Genomic DNA, 25,229 nt, shown 5'->3' on the forward strand with positions numbered 1-25,229 from the left:
CGTCCCCATCGGCGGGGGCGCCCGACAGGCACACCATACACACTGACCCCGGACGTGCTGCCCCCTCCCGAGGACACGGGGACCTCGGGAGGACGCTGGACACGGCCTCGGAGCCGCCTGCCCGGCCTGCCGTCGACGGGGGTGACGCGCGGCGCCGATCGGCGCATGATGAGGCATGGCAACGACGCACACCACCACGACCTCCGCCTACACGGCCAAGCTCCTCGACGGACCGCTGGAGGGCAAGACCCTCCGCCGGGGATACGGCGACGATCAGGCCCCCGCCGCACGCCTCGAGATCCCCGGGGCGAGGGCGGGCTCCCGCTACATCTACCTCCTCGCCGGCGGCCTCGAGCACGACGAGGGCGCGGGCGCCCTGCCGACCGCCGCCGCGTACCGGTACCAGCGACTCTCCTCCGACTGACGCGCTCCCGCGGCGTCGTCCGGACCTCGGTCCGGACGACGCCCGCTGCTGCCTCCGCCCTCAGGGCGGCGGGCCGGCCCTCGACCGCGCCGTGAGGGAGAGCGGACCCGCGGCGACGGCCGCCTCCGTTCTCGCGACGCCCCCGTCGACGTCGCAGAGGACGAGCTCGGCGCCGTTCGCGCGGGCCACGGCGGCGGCACGTCCGCACGGATCCCCGGCCAGCAGGCCGGAGGCGACGTCGGCCGCTGCCAGGGACGAGGCGTCCGCGGCGGCGACCGCTCGCTGGTGCCCGACGACTCCTGCGCAGCCGGCGAGCACGGCGGCCGTCACCAGGATCGTGCCCGCGACGACTCCGATCGCCACGACCGCGGCCGAGCCCTCCTCCCGGTTGCGGACAGCCCCGGGGAGCCGGCGGATCATCCGCCCCCGCCCAGCGCGCAGGACCGGACCGAGACCGGGAGCGACACCGCCGGGAGCGGGCGCAGCCGGGCCGCGACGTCGACGCAGACCAGTCCGTCCTGCTCCCCCGCCGTGAGCGACGCCCCCGTCACCCGGGCGAGCGGCGCGCGGGGGTCGTCGCCCCGAGCCGCGGACCGGGCCGCGTCGGCGGCCGCGTCGACGAGCCGGACGTACTGCGCCGAGGCCGCCACCGACCCCAGGCACAGCGCCAGCACCGCGACCACCGCCGGGAGCACGAGCGCGAGCTCGGCAGTGGCCGAGCCCTCCTCCTGGACGAGCCGCCCGCGCAGCAGCGGAAGGCCTCTCATCCCGCCGCGGTGAGCGCGCGGGTCACCAGGTCGGTCAGGATGCTCCGCACCTCGTCGCCCTTGAGGATGACCACCAGCAGCCCGGCGAAACCGACCGCGGCCATCGTCGCGATCGCGTACTCCGCCGTCGCCGACCCCTCCTCGTCGTCCAGAGCGCCGAGACCTCCCCACCCGGGTCGGCGCCACTCGACGCGCCCCGCGGAGACGTCGATGCCCGTTCCTCCGCCGGACGCCGCACCTCCGCCGCTCCTCGAGCCCCGGCTCGTTCCGGGCACACGACTTCCCGCATCCCTGCTCCTACCGAGTCCTCGACTCCGGGAGACTCCCCCGCCGCTGATCGCCGTGTCACTTCTCATCCGTCCTGCTCCGTTCCGCCCCGCTCCGTGCCCCTCCTCCGAGGATCGCTGACTCCCGATCCCACCGATCGACCCTCCGGCCGATCCGTGGAGACGCCTCCCGATCCCGCCCCTGTGGAGGAGCGGTCGACCGCGTCACGCCGCCACCGAGAACGTCGAGAGCAGCACCGAGACGACCATCGGAGCCACTCCGAGCAGCAGGAACGCCGGCAGCACGCAGATCCCGAGCGGCAGCATCAGGGTCACGCCGAGCCGAGCGGCTCGCTCCCGCGCCCCGGAGGACGCCCGTGCCCGGACCAGAGCCGCCTCGCTCCGGAGCAGGCGTCCGGCCGGCACGCCCGCCGCCGCGGAGAGGGCGAGCACCGGGTCCGCGTCGGAGAGCACGCGCTCGCCCGAGTCGAGCCCGCACTCGGCGAGCGCCGCCACGACCCGGGCGCGCGACGACTCGATCGAGCCGCCACCGGCCAGCGCCACCGAGAGGAGGTCGAGCGCGAGCCCGGGCGCCGGATCGGCCGGGGCCGCGCTTCGGACGAGGCGCCGCGTCCACGCGTGCGCGGCCGCCATCAACCCGGCTCCCCCGACCAGGCAGACCGCACCGGGCACCGTCCCGAGGAGCACGCCGACCACGTCGAAGCCCAGCAGTGCCCCCAGACCCAGCGCCGCCAGCGGCAGCGCGCTCACGACCCTCCCGGTGGCGGAGGGACCGGCCAGAGCCACCTCGATGTCCCGGCGGGCGCGCGCCAGCTCGCGCAGGGACTCCGCCAGCTCGCCGAGAGCGGCGGCGACCGGCGCGCCGGAGTCGGCGGCCACCCGCCACGCGGCGGCCAGCGCCGCCCACGCGGTCGCCTCACCGGTGTCCGGCGCTCGCCGTCGCGGCCGCTTCCGCTCCGAGCCGCTCCGCCGCGAAACCGGCGTCCCGCGCAGCAGCGCCTCCGTCACGTCGCCCCCGCGGCCGGCCTCCTCCGACACCGCCCGGAGCAGTCGCCGCCGCCGCGCGTCCCCGCTGTCCGCCCCCTCCGCCCCCGCGAGATGCCCGAGGGCCGACGCGGGAGCCACTCCCGCCGCGAGGAGGACGGCCAGTCGGTGCACGACGGCCGCGACCTCGTCCAGCCCGTCGCGGCCCGTCACGCGCTCGACCTCGAGGCGCTCGGGAGCGACCCGTCCTCGACCCTCAGGCGGCCGGCCGCGTCGAGCGCGAACGTCCCGAATGCCGCCAGCCGCCGCCGCCCGTCGCGGCGCTCGAGGTGGAGCACCAGGTCGATCGCGCTGACCGTCTGGCGGGCGATCGCCTCGGGCCCGAGTCCCGCGAGGACCCCGAGCGCCTCGAGACGCGCGGGCACGTCCTCGAGGGAGTTCGCGTGGAGGGTCCCCGCACCGCCGTCGTGCCCGGTGTTCAGCGCGGACAGCAGCTCGCGCAGCTCGACGCCGCGGCACTCGCCGAGGACCAGGCGGTCCGGACGCATCCGCAGCGCCTCCCGCACGAGCCGGTCCAGGCCCACGGCACCGGCGCCCTCGAGGTTGGGCTGCCGCGCCTCGAGCGAGACGACGTGCGGGTGCGCCGGCCGGAGCTCGCCGACGTCCTCGATGGCCACGATCCGCTCGGTCGGCGCCGCGCACCCGAGCAGGGCGCCGAGCAGGGTGGTCTTGCCTGATCCACCGGCTCCCGTTATCAGCAGGTTCCACCGCTCGCGGACCGCCCGGCACAGAAGCCGCACTCCGTCGTCGTCCAGCATCCCGGCCGCCTGCAGCTCCCCGAGCGTCCAGGAGTCCGACCGCGGCACCCGCACCGACACGAGCGCTCCCCCGGTCGCCACCGGCGGCAGCACGACGTGCACGCGGACCCCGTGGCGGAGCCTGACGTCCACGCACGGGCTCGCCTCGTCGACGTGCCGTCCACCGGCCGCGACCAGCGCGACGGCCAGCCGCCGTGCTCCGGCGGCGTCGAGCGTCCACTCCGGAACCCGCTCCGCACCACCGCCCCGGTCGATCCAGAGGCCCGCGCCGCCGTTCACGAAGAGGTCGGTCACCGCGGGATCCGCGGCGTGCGGCGCGAGCAGCCCGAGACCGGCGGCGGCGGGCCGCACCGGCAGCGGGTCGCGGCGGTGCTCGGCGGGGACGAGGGGGACGAAGTCGCGGGTCATCCCGGCACGCTAGGAGCCTGTTCCGCGCGCCGGGGCGCTCCCTGCCCGATCGGAGGAGAGACGCCCGCGTCGGCGCCTGTGGAGGAACGACCCGGGCCGGACGCGCGCGCAGGGGCGGCCCGGGGCTCTGGGCAGGGAGCCGCTCCGAGGAGGGGCCCCACGGCGCAGAGAAGCCCAGTCGACGAGGAGACGTCCCGGCAACGCGGAAACGCCCCCGCGAGCAGGGCTCGAGCGGGGGCGTCCCTCCGCAGGATCCGGCGGGAAGAAGGGGGCGGCACCCATTGGGGGGAACAGGTGCCGCCTCGGCGGCGCTGGATTGGGGGGAATCACTTGCGCCGCTGGGCCGAAGTTCATTCGGCCGTATGCAACTGTAGGGGACGGATCGCGATTCGCCAAGCCCGGATCCTGTTCTCTGCGGACTCTTATCCGACACCCGCCCCGCACCCAGCTTGCGGCGCTCGGCGATCCGCGCTGGAGGCGGGCGCTACGGTGGTGCGACGCCGACCGCGCGGGCCGGCGAACGTCTCACTCGCGAAGGAGCGAATCGCAGATGTCCACTCCCCCCGACGCCCCGGCCGCCGACCGGAACGCCATCGACAACCTCCTCCACGAGACCCGCCGGTTCCCGCCGCCGGCCGATCTCGCCGCCGGAGCGGTCGCGACCGCCGCGCTCTACGACGAGGCCGCGGCCGACCGCCTCGCCTTCTGGGCCGACCGGAGCCGAGAGCTCCTGCACTGGCACCGACCGTTCACGCGCACCCTCGACTGGAGCGACCCCCCGTTCGCGAAGTGGTTCGACGACGGTGAGCTGAACGTGGCCTACAACTGCCTCGACCGCCACGTCCTGGCCGGCCACGGCGACCGCGTCGCCCTGCACTGGGAGGGCGAGCCCGGCGACTCCCGCTCGATCACCTACGCCGAGCTCACCGCCGAGGTGAAGCGCGCCGCGAACCTGCTCACGAGCCTCGGCGTCCGCGCCGGCGACCGCGTCGCGATCTACCTGCCCATGATCCCGGAGGCGGTCATCGCGATGCTGGCCGTCGCCCGGCTGGGGGCGGTCCACTCCGTCGTCTTCGGCGGCTTCAGCGCCGAGAGCCTGCGCGCGCGCATCGACGACGCGGAGGCGACACTCGTCATCACCGCCGACGGCGGCTGGCGCAAGGGCGCCGTCTCGCCCCTGAAGCCGGCGGTCGACGCCGCGCTCGCCCTCGGCGGCGAGTCCAGCGTCCAGCACGTCCTGGTCGTGCGCCGCGGAGGCAACGAGGTCGCCTGGCACGAGGGGCGCGACCTCTGGTGGCACGAGGAGATCGTGGCGGTCGACGCCGACCACGTCGCGAAGCCGTTCCCCGCCGAGCAGCCCCTCTTCATCCTCTACACGAGCGGCACGACCGGGAAGCCCAAGGGCATCCTGCACACCAGCGGCGGGTACCTCACCCAGGTCGCCTTCACGCACCGCGCGGTCTTCGACCTGCACCCCGAGTCGGACGTCTACTGGTCGACCGCGGACGTGGGCTGGATCACCGGGCACAGCTACGTCGTCTACGGCCCGCTCGCCAACGGCGCCACCCAGGTGATGTACGAGGGCACTCCGGACAGCCCGCATCCCGGCCGCTGGTGGGAGATCGTCGAGAAGCACGGCGTGACGATCCTCTACGCGGCGCCCACGGCGATCCGCTCCTTCATGAAGCTCGGCCGACAGATCCCGCAGCGCTTCGACCTCTCGAGCCTTCGCCTGCTCGGATCGGTCGGCGAGCCGATCAACCCGGAGGCGTGGGTCTGGTACCGCGACGTCATCGGCGGCGGCCGCACCCCCATCGTCGACACGTGGTGGCAGACCGAGACCGGCGCGATGATGGTGTCCCCCCTGCCCGGGGTGACGACTCTCAAGCCCGGGTCCGCGCAGGTCGCTCTGCCGGGGATCTCGATCGACGTGGTCGACGACTCCGGGACGCCGGTCGGCGCCGACGAGGGCGGACTGCTCGTGATCACCGAGCCCTGGCCGGCGATGCTGCGCGGCATCTGGGGCGACCCGGAGCGGTACGTCGAGACCTACTGGTCGAAGTTCGGCGACCGCTACTTCGCGGGCGACGGAGCGCGTCGTGATCAGGACGGCGACCTCTGGCTCCTGGGGCGCGTGGACGACGTGATGAACGTCTCCGGCCACCGCCTCTCGACGGCCGAGATCGAGTCGGCCCTCGTCTCGCACCCGGTCGTCGCCGAGGCGGCCGTCGTGGGAGCCGCGGACGAGACCACCGGCCAGGCCGTGGTCGCGTTCGTGATCGCGAAGGCGAGCCAGGCCGAGGCGCTGGCCCACGGGCACGACGAGCTCGAGGCCACCCTGAAGGCGCACGTCGCCGAGCACATCGGCGCGATCGCCCGCCCGAAGCGGATCTTCGTGGTGCAGGAGCTGCCCAAGACCCGCTCGGGGAAGATCATGCGCCGGCTGCTGCGCGACGTGGCGGAGGGACGCGCCGTGGGCGACACGACGACGCTCGCGGACACGCAGGTCATGGCGGTGATCTCCTCCGCGATCGCCGCGGACTGACCGGGCGCCGCCCCCTCCCGCCGCGTGGGCCGGAGGGGGCGGTGCGTCAGTCGAAGGCGACGATCAGCTCGACCTCGACGGGAGCGCCGAGGGGCAGCTCCGCCACCCCGACGGCCGAGCGCGCGTGACGGCCGGGCTCGCCGAACACGTCGCCGAGCAGCTCCGAGGCGCCGTTGATCACGCCGGGCTGCCCGGTGAAGCCGGAGGCGGACGCGACGAAGCCGGTGAGCTTCACGATCCGCGTCACCCGGTCGAGCGATCCGATCGCGTCGGCGACGGCCGCGAGCGCGTTGAGGGCGCAGGTGCGGGCCAGGTCCTTCGCCTGCTCGGGCGACACCTCGTCGCCGACCTTGCCGACCATCGGCAGAGAGCCGTCGACGAAGGGGATCTGCCCGGCCGTGTAGACGAGGCCGCCGTGCACGACGGCGGGGACGTAGGCGCCGGCGGGGACCGCGACCGCCGGCAGCTCGACGCCGAGCTCCGCGAGACGCTCGGCGATCACGCGCCGGCCTCGGCGACGGGGCGCTTGAGGTACGCGACGAGGCCGCCCTCGGGACCGGTCACGATCTGGACCAGCTCCCAGCCCTCGTATCCCCAGGTGTTCAGGATCGCCGTGGTGTTGTGGATCATCAGCGGGGTGGTGATGTACTCCCAGCGCGGGACGGACATGGCTCTCCTCGGGTGCGGCCGGTGCGGGACGACTGCTGGGCGCCGCGCGTCGGCGGGATGAGCGCCGCGGCTCGTCCGAGCGCGGCGACTACGCTGATTCTATGTCGGGGCAGGGCGGGACCAGAGTCGTGAAGACCATCGGGGGCGCCGTCGGCGGTCTGATCGGCATCGTCGCCATGAGCGTCGTCGCGGGAGTCCTGGTGGCCGCCTCGGTGACGCCGGCGATCGCGCTGAGCGGCATGGCCGCCGGCAACACGGTGGAGATGTTCGACAACCTCCCCGAGTACCTCGAGATCGGCACGCTCGCCGAGAAGAGCGACGTGTACGCGAAGGACTCCTCCGGCGGCGACGTGCTGCTCGCCTCCTTCTACGCCCAGAACCGCGTCGAGGTGGGCTGGGACGAGATCTCGCCGTTCGTGAAGGACGCCGTGGTCGCCTCCGAGGACCCCCGCTTCTACGAGCACGGCGGCATCGATCTGCTCGGCACCGTCCGCGCGGCCGCGACGACGGCCATGGGCGGGGACGTCCAGGGCGGCTCCTCCATCACGCAGCAGTACGTCAAGAACGTGCTCGTGCAGAAGGCGGAGGCGCTCAGCGATCCGATCGAGCGCGACGCGGCCTACCGCGAGGCCACGGAGACCACTCCGGAGCGCAAGGTCGCCGAGATGCGGCTCGCCATCGGGCTCGAGAAGGAGTACCCGAAGAACGACATCCTGCTGGGCTACCTCAACATCGCCCTGTTCGGCGGCACCGTCTACGGCGTCGAGGCGGCTGCCCGCTACTACTTCGGAGTGAGCGCGAAGGACCTCTCGCTCGCGCAGTCCGCCGCGCTCGTCGCGATCGTGAACAACCCCGAGAAGTTCCGCTTCGACCGGCCCGGCGACCCGGCGAACCCCGCCGCGGAGGGCTACCCGCAGACCCGGGACCGGCGCGACTACATCGTCACCCGCATGGACCTCGAGTCGAAGGTGACGTCCGAGCAGGCGCAGGCGGCCGTCGCCGAGCCCGTGACGCCGGACATCACCGAGCCGAGCACCGGCTGCCAGACGGCCGGAGTGGCGGCCTTCTTCTGCGACTACGTCACCTGGGTCATCAAGAACGACGACGCGTTCGGTGCGAGCCAGGACGAGCGCGACGCCACCTTCAAGCGCGGCGGCTACCGGATCCACACGACCCTCGACTCCGACCTGCAGCAGGCCGCCGTCTCGGCCACCGACGACTGGGTGCCCAAGTCGATGGCGAACGTGAACATCGGCAGCGCGAGCGTCTCGGTCGAGGTCGGCACCGGCCGCATCCTCGCGATGACCCAGAACAAGGACTACTCCAACGATCCGGACCTGACGGGCCCCAACTACACGAGCGTCAACTACAACACCGACTTCGGGTACGGCGGATCCTCGGGATTCCAGGTCGGCTCGACCTACAAGGTGTTCACCCTGGCGGAGTGGCTGCAGGAGGGGCACTCGCTCGGCGAGAGCGTCGACGGCACCCGCCGCGCCTACACGACCTTCCGTGACAGCTGCGAGCCCGACGGCGTCTACTACGGCGAGTCCTGGAACCCCGGGAACGACGAGGGCGGCAACGGAGGAGTGACCACGGCCCTGCAGGCCACGACCGGCTCGATCAACACCTCGTTCGCCGCCATGGCCCAGCAGCTGGACCTCTGCGGCATCCGCAACACGGCGCTGGCGATGGGCGTGCACCGTGCCGACGGGACCGAGCTGCAGAAGCTCGCGCCGACCATCCTCGGCACCAACGAGATCGCTCCGCTCACGATGGCCACGGCCTTCGCCGGCTTCGCGAACAAGGGCACCGTCTGCACGCCCATCGCGATCGACCGCATCGTCGACCGCACGGGCGCCGACGTCGCGCCGCCCGCCTCCGAGTGCAGCCAGGGGATGTCCGAGGAGGTGGCCGCGACCGCCGGCTACGCCCTGCAGCAGGTGGTGACGGGCGGCACCGGCGCCCCCTCCAACCCCCGCACCGGGGTGCCGCACATCGGCAAGACCGGCACCACGGACGACGCGCTGCACACGTGGATGGTCGGCGCGAGCACCGAGGTCGCCACCGCCACCTGGGTCGGCAACGTGACCGGCTTCACCTCCATGCGCGGATTCAGTCTCAACCGGGTGAACGCCGGTCAGGTGCGCCACCAGATCTGGCCGCGCATCATGCGCATCGCCGACGCCAAGTACGGCGGGACGGCGTTCCCGGCTCCGGTCCGCTCGCTCGTCGACGCTCCGCAGGAGGCCGTGCCCCAGGTCACCGGCCAGAGCCCCACTGCGGCGGCCGCACGCCTGCGCTCCGTCGGCTTCACGGTCCGCGTCGACACTTCTCCGGTCCCCTCCGACCGCCCGGCAGGGACGGTCGCGCAGACGAACCCGCCCGCCGGGTCGCGCGTCTCCCGGGGCGCGGAGATCACCCTGCAGATCAGCGCCGGACCGGGCGCCCCGCCCCGCGCGGGCTGAGCCCCCGCACACCCGGCTGCTCCCGAGGGAGCGTCCGGCAGAATGAACGCGGCCGCGCTCGCGGCCGACGTGCGAGAGAAGGACCCATGACCGGACGCACCCGTCGCCCCCTCACCACCGCCCTCGCGACCGTCGCCGCGGCCGGAGCCGTCGCCGCGGCCTGGGGCATCGGCGTCGAGCGGACGCTGTTCACCGTCCGGCGCACGTCGTTCCCGGTGCTGCCCGCCGGTTCCGAGCCGATCCGCGTCCTGCACGTGTCGGACCTGCACATGGCCCCGTGGCAGACGAAGAAGCAGGAGTGGATCCGCTCGCTCCTCGCCCTGGCGCCCGACGTCGTGGTCGACACCGGCGACAACCTCGGCCACCGCGACGGCGTGCTCGGCATCCGCCGGGCCCTGGAGCCCTTCGCCGGGATCCCCGGCGCCTTCGTCAACGGATCCAACGACTACTTCGGCCCTCGGATCAAGAACCCGCTCCGCTACTTCGTCGGCCCCTCCAAGAACCCCAAGCAGCACGAGGCCGATCTCGACACCGACGGGCTGACCGGCTTCTTCTCGGACGGGCTCGGCTGGGTGGACCTCAACAACCGCGCCGAGAGCATCACGGTGAAGGGGACGCGCATCGAGTTCTTCGGCGTCGACGACCCGCACATCGGCCTCGACCGCATCGACCTCGTCGCCGGAGCCGTGGACGAGCTGCGCGGCGCGGAGGACGGACCGGCCGGGGTCAGCATCGGCGTGGCGCACGCGCCCTACCAGCGCATCCTCGACGACTTCGTCGCCCGCGGCGCCGAGGTGATCCTCGCCGGGCACACGCACGGCGGGCAGGTCTGCGTCCCGGGCTTCGGCGCCCTCGTCACCAACTGCGACATCCCGCGCGACAAGGTCGCCGGCTCGACGACGTGGGACAACGGACTGCGCAGCTCGTACCTTAACGTGTCCGCCGGAGTCGGCACCTCGATCTACGCACCGGTGCGCTTCGCCTGCCGGCCCGAGGTGACCCTCGTCACGCTCACTCCGGCGGCCTGACGAGGGGTGTCCGACGGCGGTCCGGAAATCGGCTACTATTGTCGAGGCTCGTGAGCGGTTCTCCGTGATGAGCACACCGGGGTGTGGCGCAGCTTGGTAGCGCGCCTCGTTCGGGACGAGGAGGTCGTGGGTTCGAATCCCGCTACCCCGACCGGTGAGAAGCCCGGCCAGGATCGATGATCCGGCCGGGCTTCGTCGTTCCCGGGGCGTTCTCGGAATTCTGCTGTGGCGGGGCTCGCCCGCAGGCGGATGCTCGCCCGGGCCGGAGCCCGGGCGACGACGGAGCCGGCGCGATCACCGCCCCGCGCTCTCCGGCTCGAGCACCCCTGTCGGCGTCCCGAGCGTCCTGCGCACGGCCGTGCCTTCGGCCCACTCCCCCGCGCCTCCCGGCCCGATCCCAGCAGCCGGGAGCGAGACTGTTCTTCCGCCGTCGTCGCCGCCCCCGCCCGACGACCGACGAGAGGAGCACCGTGACCCGGTCGCTCACCCGCCTCACCCTCGCCATCAGCGTGCCCTACGTGGTCGCGCTCGCAGCGATCGCCTTCTGGCCGACGCCCGTCGATGCGGGAGTGCGGGGGGATCTCGGCCGGGTGACCTCCTGGTTCGCCCGGCACGGCCTCCCGATGGTCGACTACGCGTTCATCGAGTCGACCGCCAACATCGCCCTGTTCGTGCCCCTGGGGCTGCTCCTGGCCCTCAACCTGCGGCTCCGGAGGGCGTGGGTCGCTGTGGCCGTCGGCGCCGTCGTGAGCTCGCTGATCGAGGCGGGCCAGCTGCTCTTCCTCTCGGCGCGCTTCGCGACCGTCGACGACGTCGTGATGAACACCTCCGGCGCGCTTCTCGGCGCGGTCGCCGGCGTCCTGCTCCGGATGGTCGTCCGCGCACGACGACGCCGGAGGGCGGCGGAGTGGGACGACGCCTTCGCGCACATCCCCCTCCGCGGCACCTCCGGCGTGGTGGCGGATCAGCCGAGCCGCGTCCGCTGAGACGACGGCTCCGCCGCGTCAGCGGCCGAGGCCGCGGTACTCCCAGCCGGCCGCACGCCAGGCGGCGGGGTCGAGGCAGTTGCGACCGTCGACGAGGAAGGTGTTGGCCACCTTCGCCGCCGTGGCCGCGGGGTCGAGGGCGCGGAACTGCTTCCACTCCGTCACGACGACCACGGCGTCGGCACCGGCCAGCGCCTCGTCGACGTCGGTCGTGTAGGTGATCTCGGGGTAGCGGCGGCGCGAGTTCTCGATCGCCTCGGGGTCGGTCGCGACCACGGTCGCACCGAGGTCGTGCAGGCGAGCGGCGACGTCGAGCGACGGCGAGTCGCGGATGTCGTCCGACTCCGGCTTGAACGCCAGACCGAGCACCGCGATGCGGCGGCCCTCGACGGAGCCGCCCAGGCCCTCGGTGACGAGGTCGACGACGCGCTGACGGCGACGCAGGTTGATCGCGTCGACCTCTTTGAGGAAGGCGACGGACTCGCCGACGCCGAGCTCGTCGGCGCGGGCAGAGAAGGCGCGGATGTCCTTCGGGAGGCAGCCGCCTCCGAAGCCGATGCCCGCGTTCAGGAAGCGGCGGCCGATCCGCACGTCGTAGCCGATCGCGTCGGCGAGCTGCGTGACGTCCGCGCCGGTGACCTCCGCGATCTCGGCGATCGCGTTGATGAACGAGATCTTGGTCGCGAGGAAGGCGTTGGCCGAGACCTTCACCAGCTCGGCGGTGGCGTAGTCGGTGACCACGAGCGGGGTCTCGGCCGCGAGCGCCGTCGCGTAGACCTCGTCGAGGGTCGCCTTCGCCGCTGCTCCGGCCTCGCCCGCGGGCACGCCGTAGACGAGCCGGTCGGGGCTGATCGTGTCCTTGACCGCGAAGCCCTCGCGGAGGAACTCGGGGTTCCAGGCGAGGGTCGCACCGGAGGAGGCGATGCGGTCGGCCAGGCGGGCGGCGGTGCCGACGGGGACGGTCGACTTGCCGACGACGAGGGAGTCCGCCTCGAGGTAGGGCAGGAGACCGTCGATCGCCGAGTCGACGTAGGTCATGTCCGCGGCGTTCTCGCCCGGCTTCTGCGGGGTGCCGACGGCGACGAAGTGCACGGCCGCACCGGCGGCGTCGGCCATGTCGGTCGAGAAGCGCAGGCGCCCGGAGGCGACGCCGGAGGACAGCAGCTCCGGGAGGCCGGGCTCGAAGAACGGCGCGGTGCCGGCGGCCAGGGCGTCGATCTTCTTCTGGTCGACGTCGATGCCGATGACGTCGTGGCCGAGCTCGGCCATGGCGGCAGCGTGGACGGCACCGAGGTAGCCGCAGCCGATGACAGAAAGCTTCACAGGGGTTCTCCGAATCGTGGCGGGTTCGTGTCGCGGTCGCGACGGTGAGGAGGAGCGATGCGATGCGGCGAGGCGTCAGCGCGCCCGCGGACGCGCGACTACCGCCGCGCCAATGCTCTCAGATCGCGGGAGACGTCGGCGACAGCCGCCGCGATCTGCGCCGCCACGCGCTCGTGCACGGCCTCGCTGCGGCCGATCGGGTCCTCGATGTCGTCGCCGCCCTCGCCCCGCGGGGCGCGCCCGCGGTGGGCGGCGGCGAGCCGCACGACGGCGCGGAGCCGCGCGGCGGGGTCCTCGACCGTCGGCAGCGGCACCTCCCGCAGCACGAACGGCAGCACGCGGGCGAACTCGAGCAGCGTGAAGCCGCGGAGGAGGAGCGACGGGAAGCGCCGGGAGGCGTCGACCAGGTGGTCGCGCGTCATCGTGAGCAGGAGGTCGGCGTCGCCGACGATCGCGTCGCCGAGCACCGCGCTCGTGTGCGCGGCCGGGTCTCCCCCGTGCTGAGCCGAGAAGCGGGCCGAGACCGGGTCCATCGGCAGTCCGTCGCGCGTCCTCACTCCGGCGCTCGTGAACGCGAAGAGCGGACCTCCCGCGGGTGATGTCGCGTCGGCGAGTGCGGCGCGCAGCAGCTGCTCCGCCATCGGCGACCGGCAGATGTTGCCGGTGCAGACCGAGAGCACGGTGAAGACGGGGGCGGCGGAGGCGGCGACCGGTTCGTCCGGTCGCCAGCTCCGGCGGGCGGGGCGGGCGGAGTCGTCTCCCGGGAAGATCATCGCGGGGCGCTCAGGCCGAGGTCGACGCGGGCTCGGGCTCGACGGCCGTGTCCGGGCGGGCACCCGATCGCTCGGAGCCGTAGTAGCTCGTGTAGTAGTAGCCGTAGCCCCGGCCGACCTGGCCGCGCGCGGGCACGCGGTTGAGGATCACGCCGAGGGTGTGGCCGCTGACCCGCTCGATGTTCTGGATCGCCTTGCCCAGCTCGTCGGTCGTCGTCCTGCCCGCGGAGATGACCACGAGCGCGCCGTCGGTGCGGGCGGTGAGGATGGCGCCGTCCGTGACGGGCAGGAGCGGCGGCGCATCGACGATCACGATGGCCTCGCGAGCGATCTCGTGCAGGAGGATGTCCATGCCGTTGGAGCCGAGCAGCTCGGACGGGTTCGGCGGGATCGACCCGGCTCCGAGCACCCAGAGGTTGCCGGACGGGCCCCACGGCTGCAGGACGTCCTGCAGTTCCGCCTTGCCGATCAGCAGGTCGGTCAGGCCGACGCCGGGAACGAGGCCGAACGACTTGGCGACGGTGGGCTTGCGGAGGTCGCCATCGACGACGACGGTCCGCTGGCCGGAGGCGGCGAGCGTCACCGCGAGGTTCGCGGTCACCGTCGACTTGCCGTCCGAGGGCAGCGGGCTCGTCACGACGATGATGCGCGGCGGGCTGTCGATGTTCATGAACTGCAGGTTCGTGCGGAGCTCGCGCAGCGCCTCGGCGAGTGCGTGCTTGCCGTCGGCCTTGATGTAGTCGGTCGTGTCGGCCTCGGGGACGATGCGGTTGGTCTCGCTGAGGCGCTTGTCGACGGGGAGGGTGCCGACCACGGGGAGGTCGAACAGGCGCTCGACCATCTCGGCGGTGCGGATGCGCCGGTCCAGCGTGTTGCGGACGAACGCGTAGACGAGACCGAGGACGAGGCCCGCGAGCGCGCCGACCGCGAGGACGAGGCGCAGGTTCGGGAACGCCGGCGAGGACGGGAGCGCCGCGGCCTGCAGAACGGTGAGGGAGACCGTGTCGCCGACGCCCGTCTCCTGGTTGACCTGCTGCACCTTGGTGGCGATGGCCGCGACCCAGGCGTCGGCGAGCTTCTGCGCGCCCTCGGGGGTGGAGGCGGTGGCGCTGACCTTCATCACCGGGGCGACCGTGTCGGCCTGCACCGTGATCGCCGAGATCAGCGTGGCGGGCGAGACGTCGAGGCCGAGGCTGTCGATCGCGATCTGCGCCACGTCGCGCGAGGTGGCGATCGGGACGTACGTGGCGAGGCTCGACTTGGCGACGGACTGCGCGATCTGCTGCGTGTAGATCGCCTGGCTGTCGTCGGCACCGGTGGTGGCGACGGAGACCAGGCCCTGCGAGTCGGCGACGTACCGCGGCTTCTGCGTCAGCGACCAGCCGAAGGCGACGAGAGTGCCGAGGAGGATCGCCGCGACGATCGGGATCCAGTGGTCGCGCAGCAGCCGGAGGACGTCTCGAAGTTCCACAGAGTCAGATTTCCTTCGCTGGTACGGATCACGCGGCGGGCGCCGGCGACGGGTTCTTCCGAATTCTGACACAGCGCTTCCGCGCCCTCGGCGCCAGGCGCGTCAACCGTGCCACCTGTCGGGGGTGGGCTCCGGCGGAGTCCCTCTCGTGATCACTCCGAGGCCCTCGAGCTCGACGACCGCCGACTCGACGACCGCCTCCGCATCGACGCCGGCGGGCGGCGGGCCCGCCTCCTCGAGCACCGCGGCGACGAGACCGGGCAGATCGGAGCCCCGGCCGGCGTGGCGCCAGATCGTCGGGCCGATGCCGGACAGGCGCACGAGGGTGCCGCCGCAGAACACGAGCAGCTGGCCGTCGGCGAGCTCCACCGCGTCGTCCGCAGGGGTGCGCAGGACGGTGCCGGGCAGGGCCTCGCCCACAGGGTCGAGCTGCACGGAGACCACGTCGGACCAGGCGGACGGGGCCTCGGCGCCGAGGGACGCGAAGACCTCCTCGACCAGGTGCACCACGCTCGCGGCCTCGGAGTAGACCAGTCGCCGGACGCCGCCCAGCGCCGAGAGGGTGCGGACGAGATCGGCGATCGGCCGCGGTCGGGCCGAGAGGTACGAGGTCTGCGGCACCAGATCCTCGATCGCGTCGACCGGGTCGACGTGCTCGAGGAAGGGCGTCCCGACGCCGTCGCGGCGCTCGAGCAGGAGGACGCCCGCCAGACGCAGGGGCGCCTCCGGGACCGGTCGGAGGGCGAGCGACCCGGGGGCCAGCTGCGCCTTCGGCGCCGATCCGGTCAGCGGCTTCACCGACAGCGGCTTGGGATAGGGCAGGACGCGCCCCTCCGGGGTCACGCCGACCGTCTCGTCGGTGACGTAGCCGAAGCGGGACCCGAGCGTCCGGGCGATGGTGGTCTTGCCGGTCCCGGAGGCGGCGACGAAGGCCAGCACGCGGCCGGACTCGTCGGAGATCCCGCAGGCGTGGAGCATCAGCAGGTCGGCGCGCCGGGCGCCGATCGCCTCGAGGGTCAGGGTCGAGGTCAGGGACTCCTCGAGCTGCGCGAGCGTGGCGCTCGAGACCCGGGGCGAGCCGTCGACCGGGACGGAGGGATCGTGCCCCACCTCGGCGAGGACGTCGCGTGCTCCCGCGTCGGGCTCGGACGCGCAGGCGGCCCAGCTGTCGGCGATCCGCGCCGCGTCCTCGTCGCCGACGCCGCGTCCGAAGACCACGCGGAACGGGGTCTCGAGGACCGAGACGGACAGGGTGCGGGGCTCGGCGCCCCTCCCCCCGGCGATCAGTACGCCCCGTCGCGGGCGAGGACGGCGCGCGCGGTCTTGAAGAGGATGACGATGTCGCCGGTCATCGACCAGTTCTCGACGTAGTACAGGTCGAGGCGGACGGTGTCCTCCCACGAGAGGTTCGAGCGTCCGCTGACCTGCCAGAGCCCGGTGATGCCCGGCTTCATCAGGAAGCGGCGGTGCACGTGCTCCTCGTACTGCTCGACCTCGCGGGCCAGCGGCGGGCGGGGGCCGATCAGGGACATGTCGCCGCGGAAGACGTTCAGGAACTGGGGCAGCTCGTCGAGGCTGAAGCGCCGGAGGATCGCGCCCACCCGGGTGACGCGCGGGTCCTTCGCCATCTTGAAGAGGATCGAGTTCCCCTCCGCACGCTGCTGCGACGCGAGAGCCGCCAGTCGCGCCTCCGCGTCGACGACCATCGAGCGGAACTTCAGCATCTCGAAGGTCGCGCCGTTCAGACCGATGCGCTCCTGCCGGAAGAGCACGGGCCCGGGGCTGGTGACCTTGACCAGCACGGCGACGACGACGAGCACCGGCGCGCTGAGGATGATCAGCATGGTCGACGCGAGGATGTCGAAGAGGCGCTTGGCGAACCGCTGGCGGCCGTCGAAGCGCGGGGTCTCGACGTGGATCAGCGGAAGGCCCGCGACGGGGCGGGTGTGGATGCGCGGACCGCCGATGTCGGTGAGGCTCGGCGCCACGACGAGGTGCTCGCGCCCGGGCTCGAGCGTCCAGCTCAGCTCGCGGATCCGCTGCGGCGCCAGCTCGTCGGAGCTCGTGACGACCACCGTGTCGGCGCCGGTGGCGTCCATCACGGCGCGGACGCCGTCGATCCCGGTGAACCCGTGGACCGCGAGGCCCGAGAGCTCCTGCTCGCTCCGCAGCGCGTCCGCACCGCCGACCGAGGTCGAGACGGCGCCGACGAGCTTGTAGCCGGCCTCGGTGCCGCGGCGCAGCTCGCGTGCGGTGTGCAGGACGCTCGCGCGGGAGCCGAGGAGCACGACCTGGCTCGAGAAGCGGCCCGCCCGGCGCTGCCGGGTGAGCCAGGAGCGCCAGACCAGGCGGCCGACGCAGATCAGCACGATCCCGGCGGGGAACGCCGTGATGATGTAGCCGCGCGCGAGCAGGATCTGGAGCAGGTAGGCGATGATCGCGACGATGCCGAAGAGCCAGATGGAGGCGTCGACGACGCGGCGGTACTCGACGTAGCCGGTGCCGACGATCCGGCGGTCGCGCGTGTCGAAGACCTGGAGGGCGAGGAGCCAGCCGACCGACAGGGCGACGGACACCCAGGTGTAGCTGACCGCGATGTCGGCGGGGTTCTTGAACCCCAGGTCCGAGTTCAGGTTCAGGTCGAACCAGAAGAGCTGCGTGCCGAAGACGGAGAGGACGATCGCGACGACGTCCGTGATGAGCAGCCGTCGCCGGTAGTCCTGCTCCCACGACGGCCGACGCCTCAGCGGTGCCCCTTGCGCCGTCATCGTTTCCCCCGACCTTTCCTGCTGCTTCGAAAGGCGTAATTCCGTTTCCGGTGTTGTCACGTCGTCAGGCTACCCACTTCCTCGTTTCGGAGGGGTGTCGCGCCGGTGAGGAACGCTCGACCGGTCACCCGCGGAGCCGGCCGCGGCTCTCCTGGAGGTAGCACGCGCCGCACAGCGACTCGTAGGTGACCGCCGTTCCGTCGATCGCGACCTGATCGCCGTCGAACACGAAGCGGCCGTCCACGACGCGCCCGTTGAAGATCGCTTTGCGCCCGCACCGGCAGATCGTCTTCAGCTCCTCGAGGCTGTGGGCGATCTCCAGGAGCCGCCTGCTTCCCGGGAACGCGGCGGTGCGGAAGTCCGTGCGGATGCCGTACGCCAGGACGGGCACGTTCTCGAGGATGGCGATCCGGAGCAGATCATCGACGTGCGACTCCGGCAGGAACTGCGCCTCGTCGACGAGCAGAGCACTCACGTCGCGCTTCGACTCGGCCAGCACGCGGGCCCGGGCGGCGGTGAAGACGGCCACCGGGTCCCCGTCGGGCTCGAACAGGATGTCCACCGGACGGGTCACGCCGAGCCGCGACACGATCAGCTCCTCGCCCTTCGTGTCGACGGCCGGCTTGGCCAGCAGCACCCGGTGCCCGCGCTCCTCGTAGTTGTGCGCGGCCTGCAGGAGCGACGTGCTCTTCCCGCTGTTCATCGCTCCGTAGCGGAAGTACAGCTTGGCCATCAGGTCTCCTCGGGGCGGGTCCGGGGGCGGGGCCCCCGGGGTGAGCAGGGGCCGGTCACGGGAGGAACCCGTCCTCGCCGGCGCGGCGGATCAGGTCGGCCCGGCGGCTCGCGGGCCTGCCGACCGCGACGTACTTGCGGCGCACTCGCTGCAGGTAGGTCTTTGCGGTCTCGAACTGCACGTTCATCTTGGCGGCGACCTCGGGGGTGCTCGATCCGGACGCGTAGAGGCGCAGCGCCTCCAGCTCGCCGGCGCTGAGCCGTGGGCGCTGCTGCGCCGCGACTCCGGACGGCAGGGGCCGCCACTGCGCGGACGAGACGTCGGCCGAGCGCATCTCGAGAGCAGCGCGGGTCTGCTCCATCACCTCAGCGAGCAGGCGCGACTTCGCCAGGTGCCGCACGGCTCCGGCCTTCAGGGCGCGCTCGCGGACCTCGTCGTCCTCGCTCGCGGAGAGCGCCACGACCGCGGCTCCCGCCGCCCGGCAGGTCCGGATCCGCGCCTCGATCGAGATCGGCTCGCGCAGCTCGACGTCCATCACGACCACCTGGGTGGGGAAGACATCGCTCGTCACCAGGTCGTGCCAGGTGGAGGCGGCCACGACGACCTCGAAGTCCGGGGCGTGGGTGCGGATCCACGCGCTCGTCGCCGCGAGCAGGTCCTCGCGCGGGTCGAGCAGGCCGAGCCGGACCGCACGGGGTGGCGCGTCGCGGGCGCTCCGGGCGGAGGAGCCCGAGGGCTCACCGGAGCGGGTGACCATGCGGACGATCCTAGCCGCGGCCGGGCCCGCCCCCGGCTCAGAACAGCGTCGGCTGCCCGACGCCGGGCAGGATCGCGGCGCGCTCCGGCCCGAGCTCCCCGACCAGCAGCCCGTCGTGCTGGAGGGAGCGCCGCTCGCCGCCGAGGGTCCGCAGCGTCCCCAGCGAATTCAGGGCGGAGGACTTGACGGAGCCGGTGGCCGGGTCCTCCTCGCCGCGCTCGAGCCCGTGCGCGCGCATCAGCGGGCGGATGCGCGCGGAGAGCCAGCGCCGGTACTCGAGAGGCGCGTAGGCGTCGCGGCCCGGGTAGAGCGCTCGGTACTTGTCGACCAGCTCGGGGTGCTCCTGCCCGAGCCACTGCAGGAACCACTCCTTCACCCCGGGCTTGAGGTAGAGAGTCGAGTACATGATCGTGCTGGCGCCCGCCTCGCGGCAGGCCCGGAGCGACTCGTCGAGGTGCGCCCGGGTGTCGGTGAGGAACGGCAGGATCGGCATCAGGAACACCGAGCAGTCGAAGCCGGCCTCCCGTGCCGCGGTGACCGTCGCCAGCCTGGCCGCCGCGGTCGGCGCACCCGGCTCGACGGAGCGCTGGAGGCCCTCGTCGTAGACGGCGATCGACACTCCGAGGTCGACCGGGACGTGCTCGGCGGCCTCGCGGAGCAGCGGCAGGTCTCGCCGCAGCAGCGAGCCCTTCGTGAGGATCGAGATCGGGGTGCCCGAGGCGGCGAGCGCGGCGATGATGCCCGGCATCAGCCGGTAGCGGCCCTCGGCGCGCTGGTACGGATCGGTGTTGGTGCCGAGTGCCACGGGGTGCCGCTCCCAGCTCGGCTTCGCGAGCTCCCGGGTGAGGACCTCGGCGACGTTCACCTTCACGACGATCTGCGAGTCGAAGTCGCGGCCGCCGTCGAACTCGAGGTACTCGTGCGTGGGCCGGGCGAAGCAGTAGGTGCAGGCGTGGGTGCAGCCGCGCATCGGGTTGATGCTCCAGCCGAACGGCATCTTCGAGGAGGTGTGCACGCGGTTGAGCGCCGACTTCGCGAGCACCTCGTAGAAGGTGACGCCCTCGAACTCCGGCGTGCGCACCGTCCGCACCAGGTCGGTGAGCTTGACGAGGCCGGGCAGGGCGGCCTCGTCGGCCGTGCCGATCGACTGCCCGCTCCACCTCATGGAGCCATTAGAACATACGTTCGAACGGATCGCAGCCGATCAGACCGAGGCGGACAGCTCCAGCGTCTCGGCGGTCGCGGTGACCGTCTGCTCGGCCTTCTCGGGCGCGTCGTTGAGGGTCGAGCCGTAGCTCGGCACCAGCGCGCGGATCCGCGGCTCCCAGGCCTTCATCCGGTCGGGGAAGCACTTCTGCACGATGTCGAGCATGATCGGCACGGCGGTCGAGGCTCCGGGCGAGGCGCCGAGCAGGCCGGCGATCGTGCCGTCCCCTCCGGTGATGACCTCGGTGCCGAACTGCAGCACGCCGCCCTTCTTCTCGTCCTTCTTCATCACCTGGACGCGCTGGCCGGCGGTGATCAGGTACCAGTCCTCGTCGCGGGCGGTGGGCAGGAACTCGCGCAGGGCCTTCATCTTCTTGCCACGGCCGGCGAGCACCTCGCCGATCAGGTACTTCATCAGGTCGAGGTTGTCGCGGGCGACCGCGAGCATCGGGCCGATGTTGTGCGGCCGGATCGACAGGGGCAGGTCGAGCCACGAGCCCCGCTTCAGGAACTTGGGCGTGAAGCCCGCGTAGGGGCCGAAGAGGAGGGACGACTCGCCGTCGACGACGCGCGCATCGAGGTGCGGCACCGACATCGGGGGCGCGCCGACGGCGGCCTTGCCGTAGACCTTCGCCTTGTGCCGGGCGACCAGCTCGGGGTTGTCGGTGCGGAGGAACTGGCCCGAGATCGGGAAGCCTCCGAAGCCCTTGATCTCGGGGATGCCCGACTTCTGCAGGAGGTGCAGCGCACCGCCGCCGGCGCCGACGAAGACGAAGCGGGCGGTCACCGACTGGGGCGTGCCTCCGACGACCTGCTTGAGGTCGAGGCGCCAGGTGCCGTCCTTCTGCCGGGTGATGTCGGTGACCTCGCGGCCGGTGTCGAGCGTGCCGCCGTGGGCGACGACGTGGTCGAACAGCTGGTGGGTCAGCGAGCCGAAGTCGACGTCGGTGCCGGCCGGCATGCGCGTCGCCGCGTAGGGGCCGCCGCCGGCGGGACGCTGCTCCATCAGCAGGGGCGCCCACTCGTGGATGGTCTTGACGCTCTCGGTGAACTCGATGCCGGCGAACAGCGGCTGGTCCTTGAGCGCCTCGTAGCGCTTCCGGAGGTACTCGACGTTGGCCTCGCCGTGCACGAAGGTCATGTGCGGCGCCGGGTTGATGAAGCTGGAGGGCTCGAGGATGTCGCCCGACTCCACCAGGCTCGACCAGAACTGGCGCGAGATCTGGAACTGCTCGTTGATCTGGATCGCCTTGGCCGGGTCGACGGAGCCGTCGGCCGCCTCGGGCATGTAGTTCAGCTCGCAGAGGGCCGCGTGACCGGTGCCCGCGTTGTTCCACGGGTTCGACGACTCCTGCGCCACGTCGCCGAGGCGCTCGTAGGCGGCGATCGTCCAGTCGGGCTGCAGCTGGGTGATGAGGGCGCCGAGCGTGGCGCTCATGATGCCCCCACCGATGAGGGCGACGTCGACCGGTTCCGAGGAGTTCACGAGAGTCGAGTTTACGCTCGCCCGCGGACGCCGCGGCGGGGAGGGGCCCCGCTCCCCCATCAAATTCGCGGCTTTTCCACCCGGAAGGGGCCGGAGCGCTCAGCGCCGGCCCCGTCCACGCCGGTCAGGAGACGGGCTGCTTCGCCGCGATGAGCTCGGCGATCTGCACGGCGTTCAGGGCCGCGCCCTTGCGGAGGTTGTCGTTGCTGATGAAGAGCGCGAGGCCGCGTCCCTCCGGGGCGCCCTCGTCGGCGCGGATGCGGCCGACGAAGCTCGGGTCCTTGCCCGCGGCCTCCAGCGGAGTCGGCACCTCGCGCAGCACGACGCCGGGCGCGTCGGCCAGCAACTCGCGAGCACGCTCGGGGCTGAGGGCGGAGGCGAACTCGGCGTTGACGGAGAGCGAGTGGCCGGTGAACACGGGGACGCGCACGCAGGTGCCCGAGACCAGCAGCTCCGGGAGCTCGAGGATGCGGCGGCTCTCGTTACGGAGCTTCTTCTCCTCGTCGGTCTCGTTCGAGCCGTCCTCGACCAGGCTCCCCGCGAAGGGGATGACGTCGAAGGCGATCGGGGCGACGTACTTGTCCGGCGCGGGGAAGTCGACCGCCGAGCCGTCGTGCACTAGGTCGAGCAGGTGCTCGTCGGCGACGGCGGCGCGGACCTGGCCGGCCAGCTCGTTCGCTCCGGCCAGCCCGCTGCCGGACACGGCCTGGTAGGTGCTGACGATCAGGCGCGTGAGCCCCGCCTCGCGGTCGAGGACCTTGAGGATCGGCATCGCGGCCATCGTGGTGCAGTTGGGGTTGGCGATGATGCCCTTGACCGCCTGGTCGATGGCGTGGGGGTTCACCTCGCTGACGACCAGCGGGACCTCGGGGTCCATCCGCCAGGCGCTGGAGTTGTCGATCACGGTGACGCCGGCCGCGGCGAAGCGGGGCGCCTGCGCGCGCGATCCCGTGGCTCCGGCCGAGAACAGGGCGATGTCGAGCCCCGACGGATCGGCGGTCTCCACGTCCTCGACCACGACGTCCTCGCCGCGGAACGGCAGCGTCGTGCCCGCCGAGCGGGCGGTGGCGAAGAAGCGGATGGACGCGATCGGGAAGTCGCGCTCCTCGAGGAGGCGGCGCATCACCTTCCCGACCTGGCCGGTCGCGCCGACGACGCCCACGTGGAGGGGGGTGCTGCTCATGCTGTGCTCTTTCGTCCGTGCGGCGCGCGGGCCGCTCGTGGCGGGGGGATCGAGGGAGAGGGTACCGGTCGGTCCGGCCGCTCGGGAGGAACGGCCGGATCGCGAGGGTGTCCGGCCGTCAGCGGCCGGTGCCGGCGTAGACGACGGCCTCGTCCTCGGCGTCGAGCCCGAAGGCGGTGTGCACGACGCGCAGAGCCTCGTTCACGGTGTCGGCGCGGGTGACGACCGAGATGCGGATCTCGCTCGTGGAGATCATCTCGATGTTGATCCCGGCCTCGTAGAGGGAGCGGAACAGCTTCGCGGAGACGCCGGCGTTGGTGCGCATCCCGGCGCCCACGAGCGCGAGCTTGGCGATCTGGTCGTCGTACTGCAGGGACTCGAAGCCGACCTCGTCCTTCTCGGCGTTGAGAGCCATGAGGACCGTCTGGCCGTCGGCCTTGGGCAGGGTGAACGAGATGTCGGTGCGGGCGGTGGCCGCAGCCGACACGTTCTGCACGATCATGTCGATGTTGGAGCCGGTCTTGGCCACGATCGTGAAGATCTGCGCGGCCTTGCCCGGGATGTCGGGGACTCCGACGACGGTGATCTTCGCCTCGTTCAGGTCGGCGGCGACTCCGGCGATGATGGGCTCTTCCACGGCTTGTCCGTTCTGCTCGGCGCCGGCGGTCTCGGCGTTGTAGACGATGGTGCCCTCATTGGGGCTGAAGGAGGAGCGCACGTGGAGCGTGACTCCGTGGCGGCGGGCGAACTCGACGGCGCGGATGTGCAGCACCTTCGCTCCCGCGGCGGCCAGCTCGAGCATCTCCTCGCTGGTGATGCGATCGAGCTTGCGGGCCTTCTTGACGACCCGCGGGTCGGCGGTGAAGACGCCGTCGACGTCGGTGTAGATCTCGCAGGTGTCGGCGCCGAGTCCCGCGGCGAGCGCGACGGCGGTGGTGTCCGAGCCGCCGCGGCCGAGGGTGGTGATGTCCTTCGTGTCGCGGTTGAAGCCCTGGAAGCCCGCGACGATGACGACGGCGTTCTCGTCGAGCGCCTCGCGGAGGCGGACCGGGGTGATGTCGACGATGCGGGCGGCGCCGTGCTGCGCGTCCGTGATCATGCCGGCCTGGCTGCCGGTGAAGGAGCGGGCCTCGAAGCCCATGCTCTTGATCGCCATCGCCAGCAGCGCCATCGAGATGCGCTCGCCCGAGGAGAGCAGCATGTCGAGCTCGCGAGGGGCGGGGATGGGCGTGACCTGGTGGGCGAGCTCGAGCAGGTCGTCGGTGGTGTCGCCCATGGCCGAGACGGCGACGACCACGTCGTTGCCCGCCTGCTTGGTGGCGACGATCCGCTTCGCGACCCGCTTGATGCTCTCCGCGTCGGCGACGGAGGACCCGCCGAACTTCTGGACGATCAGGCTCACGTGCTGCTCCCGTGTCGGTGGCTGGACCGCCGTCGCGACCCGACGGGCGAGTCTACCGGTCGACCGCATGCCGGAGCGGTCATGCGACTCCGGCGGCCGCGTCAGTTCTCGACGAGCCGGCGGCCCTCGAAGGCGCGGCCGAGGGTGATCTCGTCGGCGTACTCGAGGTCTCCGCCGACGGGCAGCCCGGAGGCCAGACGGGTGATGCGGATGCCGAGGGTGCTGAGCATGCGCGAGAGATAGGTCGCCGTCGCCTCGCCCTCGAGGTTCGGGTCGGTCGCGATGATGACCTCCTGCACCTCGCCGTCCGCGAGCCGCTGCAGCAGCTGGCGGATGCGGAGCTGATCCGGGCCGATGCCGTCGATCGGGCTGATCGCGCCGCCGAGCACGTGGTAGAGCCCGCGGAACTCGCGGGTGCGCTCGATCGCCGGGACGTCCTTCGCCTCCTCCACGACGCAGATGACGGCGCGGCTGCGGCGCGGATCGCGGCAGATCCCGCAGGTCGCCTCCTCCGCCACGTTCCCGCAGATGTCGCAGAAGTGCACACGGCCGCGCAGCTCGAGCAGGATCTCGGCGAGCCGGGTGACGTCGAACGTCTCGGTCTGCAGGATGTGGAACGCGATGCGCTGGGCGGACTTCGGACCGATGCCGGGGAGCCGGCCGAGCTCGTCGATCAGCTCCTGGACGATGCCTTCGTACATGCGGTCGCCTCCTCTCGGGTGGGGCGGACGGGGGTGGCGGTG

The 25,229-nt window shown here is 72.5% G+C and carries 24 protein-coding genes and 1 tRNA gene; 6 read left to right on the forward strand and 19 right to left on the reverse strand.

Annotated features, from left to right (window positions below):
- Positions 1–175 precede the first annotated feature (175 nt).
- Positions 176–424, forward strand: coding sequence for a hypothetical protein (locus C5C46_RS14735; protein ID WP_104222197.1), 249 nt, complete (start codon positions 176–178; stop codon positions 422–424).
- Between the two features lie 60 nt (positions 425–484).
- On the opposite strand, the gene C5C46_RS14740 is transcribed toward C5C46_RS14735, so the two are convergent.
- From C5C46_RS14740 to C5C46_RS14760, 5 genes are all read right to left on the reverse strand, one after another.
- Positions 485–844 carry an Rv3654c family TadE-like protein gene (locus C5C46_RS14740; protein ID WP_104227247.1) on the reverse strand — a complete coding sequence of 120 codons (360 nt, stop codon included), beginning with the start codon at positions 842–844 and terminating at the stop codon, positions 485–487.
- Complete coding sequence (locus C5C46_RS14745) at positions 841–1,191, reverse strand: TadE family type IV pilus minor pilin (protein WP_104222193.1); 351 nt, start codon at positions 1,189–1,191, stop codon at positions 841–843. The genes C5C46_RS14740 and C5C46_RS14745 overlap by 4 nt, the downstream gene beginning before the upstream one ends.
- Complete coding sequence (locus C5C46_RS17310) at positions 1,188–1,343, reverse strand: DUF4244 domain-containing protein (RefSeq protein WP_258059530.1); 156 nt, start codon at positions 1,341–1,343, stop codon at positions 1,188–1,190. Before C5C46_RS17310 ends, C5C46_RS14745 begins: the two co-directional genes overlap by 4 nt.
- A gap of 339 nt (positions 1,344–1,682) precedes the next feature.
- A complete protein-coding gene (locus tag C5C46_RS14755; protein ID WP_104227249.1) occupies positions 1,683–2,675 on the reverse strand; it encodes a type II secretion system F family protein in 993 nt (330 codons plus the stop codon).
- On the reverse strand, positions 2,672–3,688 hold the full coding sequence (locus tag C5C46_RS14760; protein WP_104227250.1) for a TadA family conjugal transfer-associated ATPase: 1,017 nt from the start codon (positions 3,686–3,688) through the stop codon (positions 2,672–2,674). Before C5C46_RS14760 ends, C5C46_RS14755 begins: the two co-directional genes overlap by 4 nt.
- Positions 3,689–4,238: 550 nt before the next feature.
- Here C5C46_RS14760 and acs point away from each other — a divergent pair.
- Positions 4,239–6,233: an acetate--CoA ligase gene (gene acs, locus C5C46_RS14765; protein WP_104227251.1), complete on the forward strand. Its 1,995-nt coding sequence runs from the start codon at positions 4,239–4,241 to the stop codon at positions 6,231–6,233.
- 46 nt (positions 6,234–6,279) lie between these two features.
- On the opposite strand, the gene C5C46_RS14770 is transcribed toward acs, so the two are convergent.
- Positions 6,280–6,735 (reverse strand): RidA family protein, encoded by a 456-nt coding sequence (locus C5C46_RS14770; RefSeq protein ID WP_208543619.1) that lies wholly within the window; start codon positions 6,733–6,735, stop codon positions 6,280–6,282.
- Positions 6,732–6,902 carry a hypothetical protein gene (locus tag C5C46_RS17050; protein ID WP_181136536.1) on the reverse strand — a complete coding sequence of 57 codons (171 nt, stop codon included), beginning with the start codon at positions 6,900–6,902 and terminating at the stop codon, positions 6,732–6,734. The genes C5C46_RS14770 and C5C46_RS17050 overlap by 4 nt, the downstream gene beginning before the upstream one ends.
- A 101-nt stretch (positions 6,903–7,003) precedes the next feature.
- Here C5C46_RS17050 and C5C46_RS14775 point away from each other — a divergent pair, with 101 nt between their 5' ends.
- From C5C46_RS14775 to C5C46_RS17315, 4 genes are all read left to right on the forward strand, one after another.
- Positions 7,004–9,370, forward strand: coding sequence for a transglycosylase domain-containing protein (locus C5C46_RS14775; protein ID WP_104227252.1), 2,367 nt, complete (start codon positions 7,004–7,006; stop codon positions 9,368–9,370).
- A gap of 86 nt (positions 9,371–9,456) precedes the next feature.
- The gene (locus C5C46_RS14780) at positions 9,457–10,398 is read left to right on the forward strand and encodes a metallophosphoesterase (protein ID WP_104222183.1); all 942 of its coding nucleotides are present in this window, start codon (positions 9,457–9,459) and stop codon (positions 10,396–10,398) included.
- A gap of 77 nt (positions 10,399–10,475) precedes the next feature.
- A tRNA-Pro gene (locus tag C5C46_RS14785) sits at positions 10,476–10,549 on the forward strand.
- A 319-nt stretch (positions 10,550–10,868) separates the two neighbouring features.
- Positions 10,869–11,384, forward strand: a complete 516-nt coding sequence (locus C5C46_RS17315) for a VanZ family protein (protein ID WP_258059527.1) — start codon at positions 10,869–10,871, stop codon at positions 11,382–11,384.
- An 18-nt stretch (positions 11,385–11,402) separates the two neighbouring features.
- Here C5C46_RS17315 and C5C46_RS14795 read toward each other — a convergent pair whose 3' ends face one another.
- The 12 genes from C5C46_RS14795 to recR form a co-directional block, all read right to left on the reverse strand.
- Entirely contained in the window at positions 11,403–12,707 is a 1,305-nt protein-coding gene (locus C5C46_RS14795; RefSeq protein WP_104222179.1) for a UDP-glucose/GDP-mannose dehydrogenase family protein, read from the reverse strand.
- A 98-nt stretch (positions 12,708–12,805) separates the two neighbouring features.
- A complete protein-coding gene (locus tag C5C46_RS14800; protein WP_104227254.1) occupies positions 12,806–13,480 on the reverse strand; it encodes a low molecular weight phosphatase family protein in 675 nt (224 codons plus the stop codon).
- A gap of 10 nt (positions 13,481–13,490) precedes the next feature.
- Positions 13,491–14,951, reverse strand: coding sequence for a polysaccharide biosynthesis tyrosine autokinase (locus C5C46_RS14805; RefSeq protein ID WP_181027156.1), 1,461 nt, complete (start codon positions 14,949–14,951; stop codon positions 13,491–13,493).
- A gap of 102 nt (positions 14,952–15,053) precedes the next feature.
- Complete coding sequence (locus tag C5C46_RS14810; RefSeq protein ID WP_104227255.1) at positions 15,054–16,169, reverse strand: hypothetical protein; 1,116 nt, start codon at positions 16,167–16,169, stop codon at positions 15,054–15,056.
- Positions 16,170–16,234: 65 nt separating this feature from the next.
- Entirely contained in the window at positions 16,235–17,719 is a 1,485-nt protein-coding gene (locus C5C46_RS14815; protein ID WP_104222171.1) for a sugar transferase, read from the reverse strand.
- A 124-nt stretch (positions 17,720–17,843) separates the two neighbouring features.
- Positions 17,844–18,452, reverse strand: coding sequence for a thymidine kinase (locus tag C5C46_RS14820; protein WP_104227256.1), 609 nt, complete (start codon positions 18,450–18,452; stop codon positions 17,844–17,846).
- A 55-nt stretch (positions 18,453–18,507) separates the two neighbouring features.
- On the reverse strand, positions 18,508–19,209 hold the full coding sequence (locus tag C5C46_RS14825) for a LuxR C-terminal-related transcriptional regulator (RefSeq protein ID WP_146079007.1): 702 nt from the start codon (positions 19,207–19,209) through the stop codon (positions 18,508–18,510).
- A 37-nt stretch (positions 19,210–19,246) separates the two neighbouring features.
- Entirely contained in the window at positions 19,247–20,374 is a 1,128-nt protein-coding gene (locus tag C5C46_RS14830) for an Rv2578c family radical SAM protein (RefSeq protein ID WP_104227257.1), read from the reverse strand.
- A 39-nt stretch (positions 20,375–20,413) separates the two neighbouring features.
- Complete coding sequence (locus C5C46_RS14835; RefSeq protein ID WP_104227258.1) at positions 20,414–21,961, reverse strand: malate:quinone oxidoreductase; 1,548 nt, start codon at positions 21,959–21,961, stop codon at positions 20,414–20,416.
- A gap of 64 nt (positions 21,962–22,025) precedes the next feature.
- On the reverse strand, positions 22,026–23,084 hold the full coding sequence (locus tag C5C46_RS14840) for an aspartate-semialdehyde dehydrogenase (RefSeq protein ID WP_104227259.1): 1,059 nt from the start codon (positions 23,082–23,084) through the stop codon (positions 22,026–22,028).
- Positions 23,085–23,202: 118 nt separating this feature from the next.
- Complete coding sequence (locus tag C5C46_RS14845; RefSeq protein WP_104222160.1) at positions 23,203–24,486, reverse strand: aspartate kinase; 1,284 nt, start codon at positions 24,484–24,486, stop codon at positions 23,203–23,205.
- A gap of 101 nt (positions 24,487–24,587) precedes the next feature.
- Complete coding sequence (gene recR, locus C5C46_RS14850; protein WP_104222157.1) at positions 24,588–25,187, reverse strand: recombination mediator RecR; 600 nt, start codon at positions 25,185–25,187, stop codon at positions 24,588–24,590.
- Between the last annotated feature and the right edge of the window lie 42 nt (positions 25,188–25,229).

Origin of the sequence: Rathayibacter sp. AY1E6, assembly GCF_002931115.1 — a bacterium.
GTDB lineage: Bacteria > Actinomycetota > Actinomycetes > Actinomycetales > Microbacteriaceae > Rathayibacter.

Bases quoted from the DNA above. Each gene is read 5' to 3' on its own strand.
- C5C46_RS14735 (WP_104222197.1), top strand. From the start codon at position 176: ATGGCAACGACGCACACCACCACGACCTCCGCCTACACGGCCAAGCTC.
- C5C46_RS14740 (WP_104227247.1), bottom strand. From the start codon at position 844: ATGATCCGCCGGCTCCCCGGGGCTGTCCGCAACCGGGAGGAGGGCTCG.
- C5C46_RS14745 (WP_104222193.1), bottom strand. From the start codon at position 1,191: ATGAGAGGCCTTCCGCTGCTGCGCGGGCGGCTCGTCCAGGAGGAGGGC.
- C5C46_RS14760 (WP_104227250.1), bottom strand. From the start codon at position 3,688: ATGACCCGCGACTTCGTCCCCCTCGTCCCCGCCGAGCACCGCCGCGAC.
- acs (WP_104227251.1), top strand. From the start codon at position 4,239: ATGTCCACTCCCCCCGACGCCCCGGCCGCCGACCGGAACGCCATCGAC.
- C5C46_RS17050 (WP_181136536.1), bottom strand. From the start codon at position 6,902: ATGTCCGTCCCGCGCTGGGAGTACATCACCACCCCGCTGATGATCCAC.
- C5C46_RS14775 (WP_104227252.1), top strand. From the start codon at position 7,004: ATGTCGGGGCAGGGCGGGACCAGAGTCGTGAAGACCATCGGGGGCGCC.
- C5C46_RS14780 (WP_104222183.1), top strand. From the start codon at position 9,457: ATGACCGGACGCACCCGTCGCCCCCTCACCACCGCCCTCGCGACCGTC.
- C5C46_RS14800 (WP_104227254.1), bottom strand. From the start codon at position 13,480: ATGATCTTCCCGGGAGACGACTCCGCCCGCCCCGCCCGCCGGAGCTGG.
- C5C46_RS14815 (WP_104222171.1), bottom strand. From the start codon at position 17,719: ATGACGGCGCAAGGGGCACCGCTGAGGCGTCGGCCGTCGTGGGAGCAG.
- C5C46_RS14820 (WP_104227256.1), bottom strand. From the start codon at position 18,452: ATGGCCAAGCTGTACTTCCGCTACGGAGCGATGAACAGCGGGAAGAGC.
- C5C46_RS14825 (WP_146079007.1), bottom strand. From the start codon at position 19,209: ATGGTCACCCGCTCCGGTGAGCCCTCGGGCTCCTCCGCCCGGAGCGCC.
- C5C46_RS14830 (WP_104227257.1), bottom strand. From the start codon at position 20,374: ATGAGGTGGAGCGGGCAGTCGATCGGCACGGCCGACGAGGCCGCCCTG.
- C5C46_RS14835 (WP_104227258.1), bottom strand. From the start codon at position 21,961: ATGGGGGAGCGGGGCCCCTCCCCGCCGCGGCGTCCGCGGGCGAGCGTA.
- C5C46_RS14840 (WP_104227259.1), bottom strand. From the start codon at position 23,084: ATGAGCAGCACCCCCCTCCACGTGGGCGTCGTCGGCGCGACCGGCCAG.
- recR (WP_104222157.1), bottom strand. From the start codon at position 25,187: ATGTACGAAGGCATCGTCCAGGAGCTGATCGACGAGCTCGGCCGGCTC.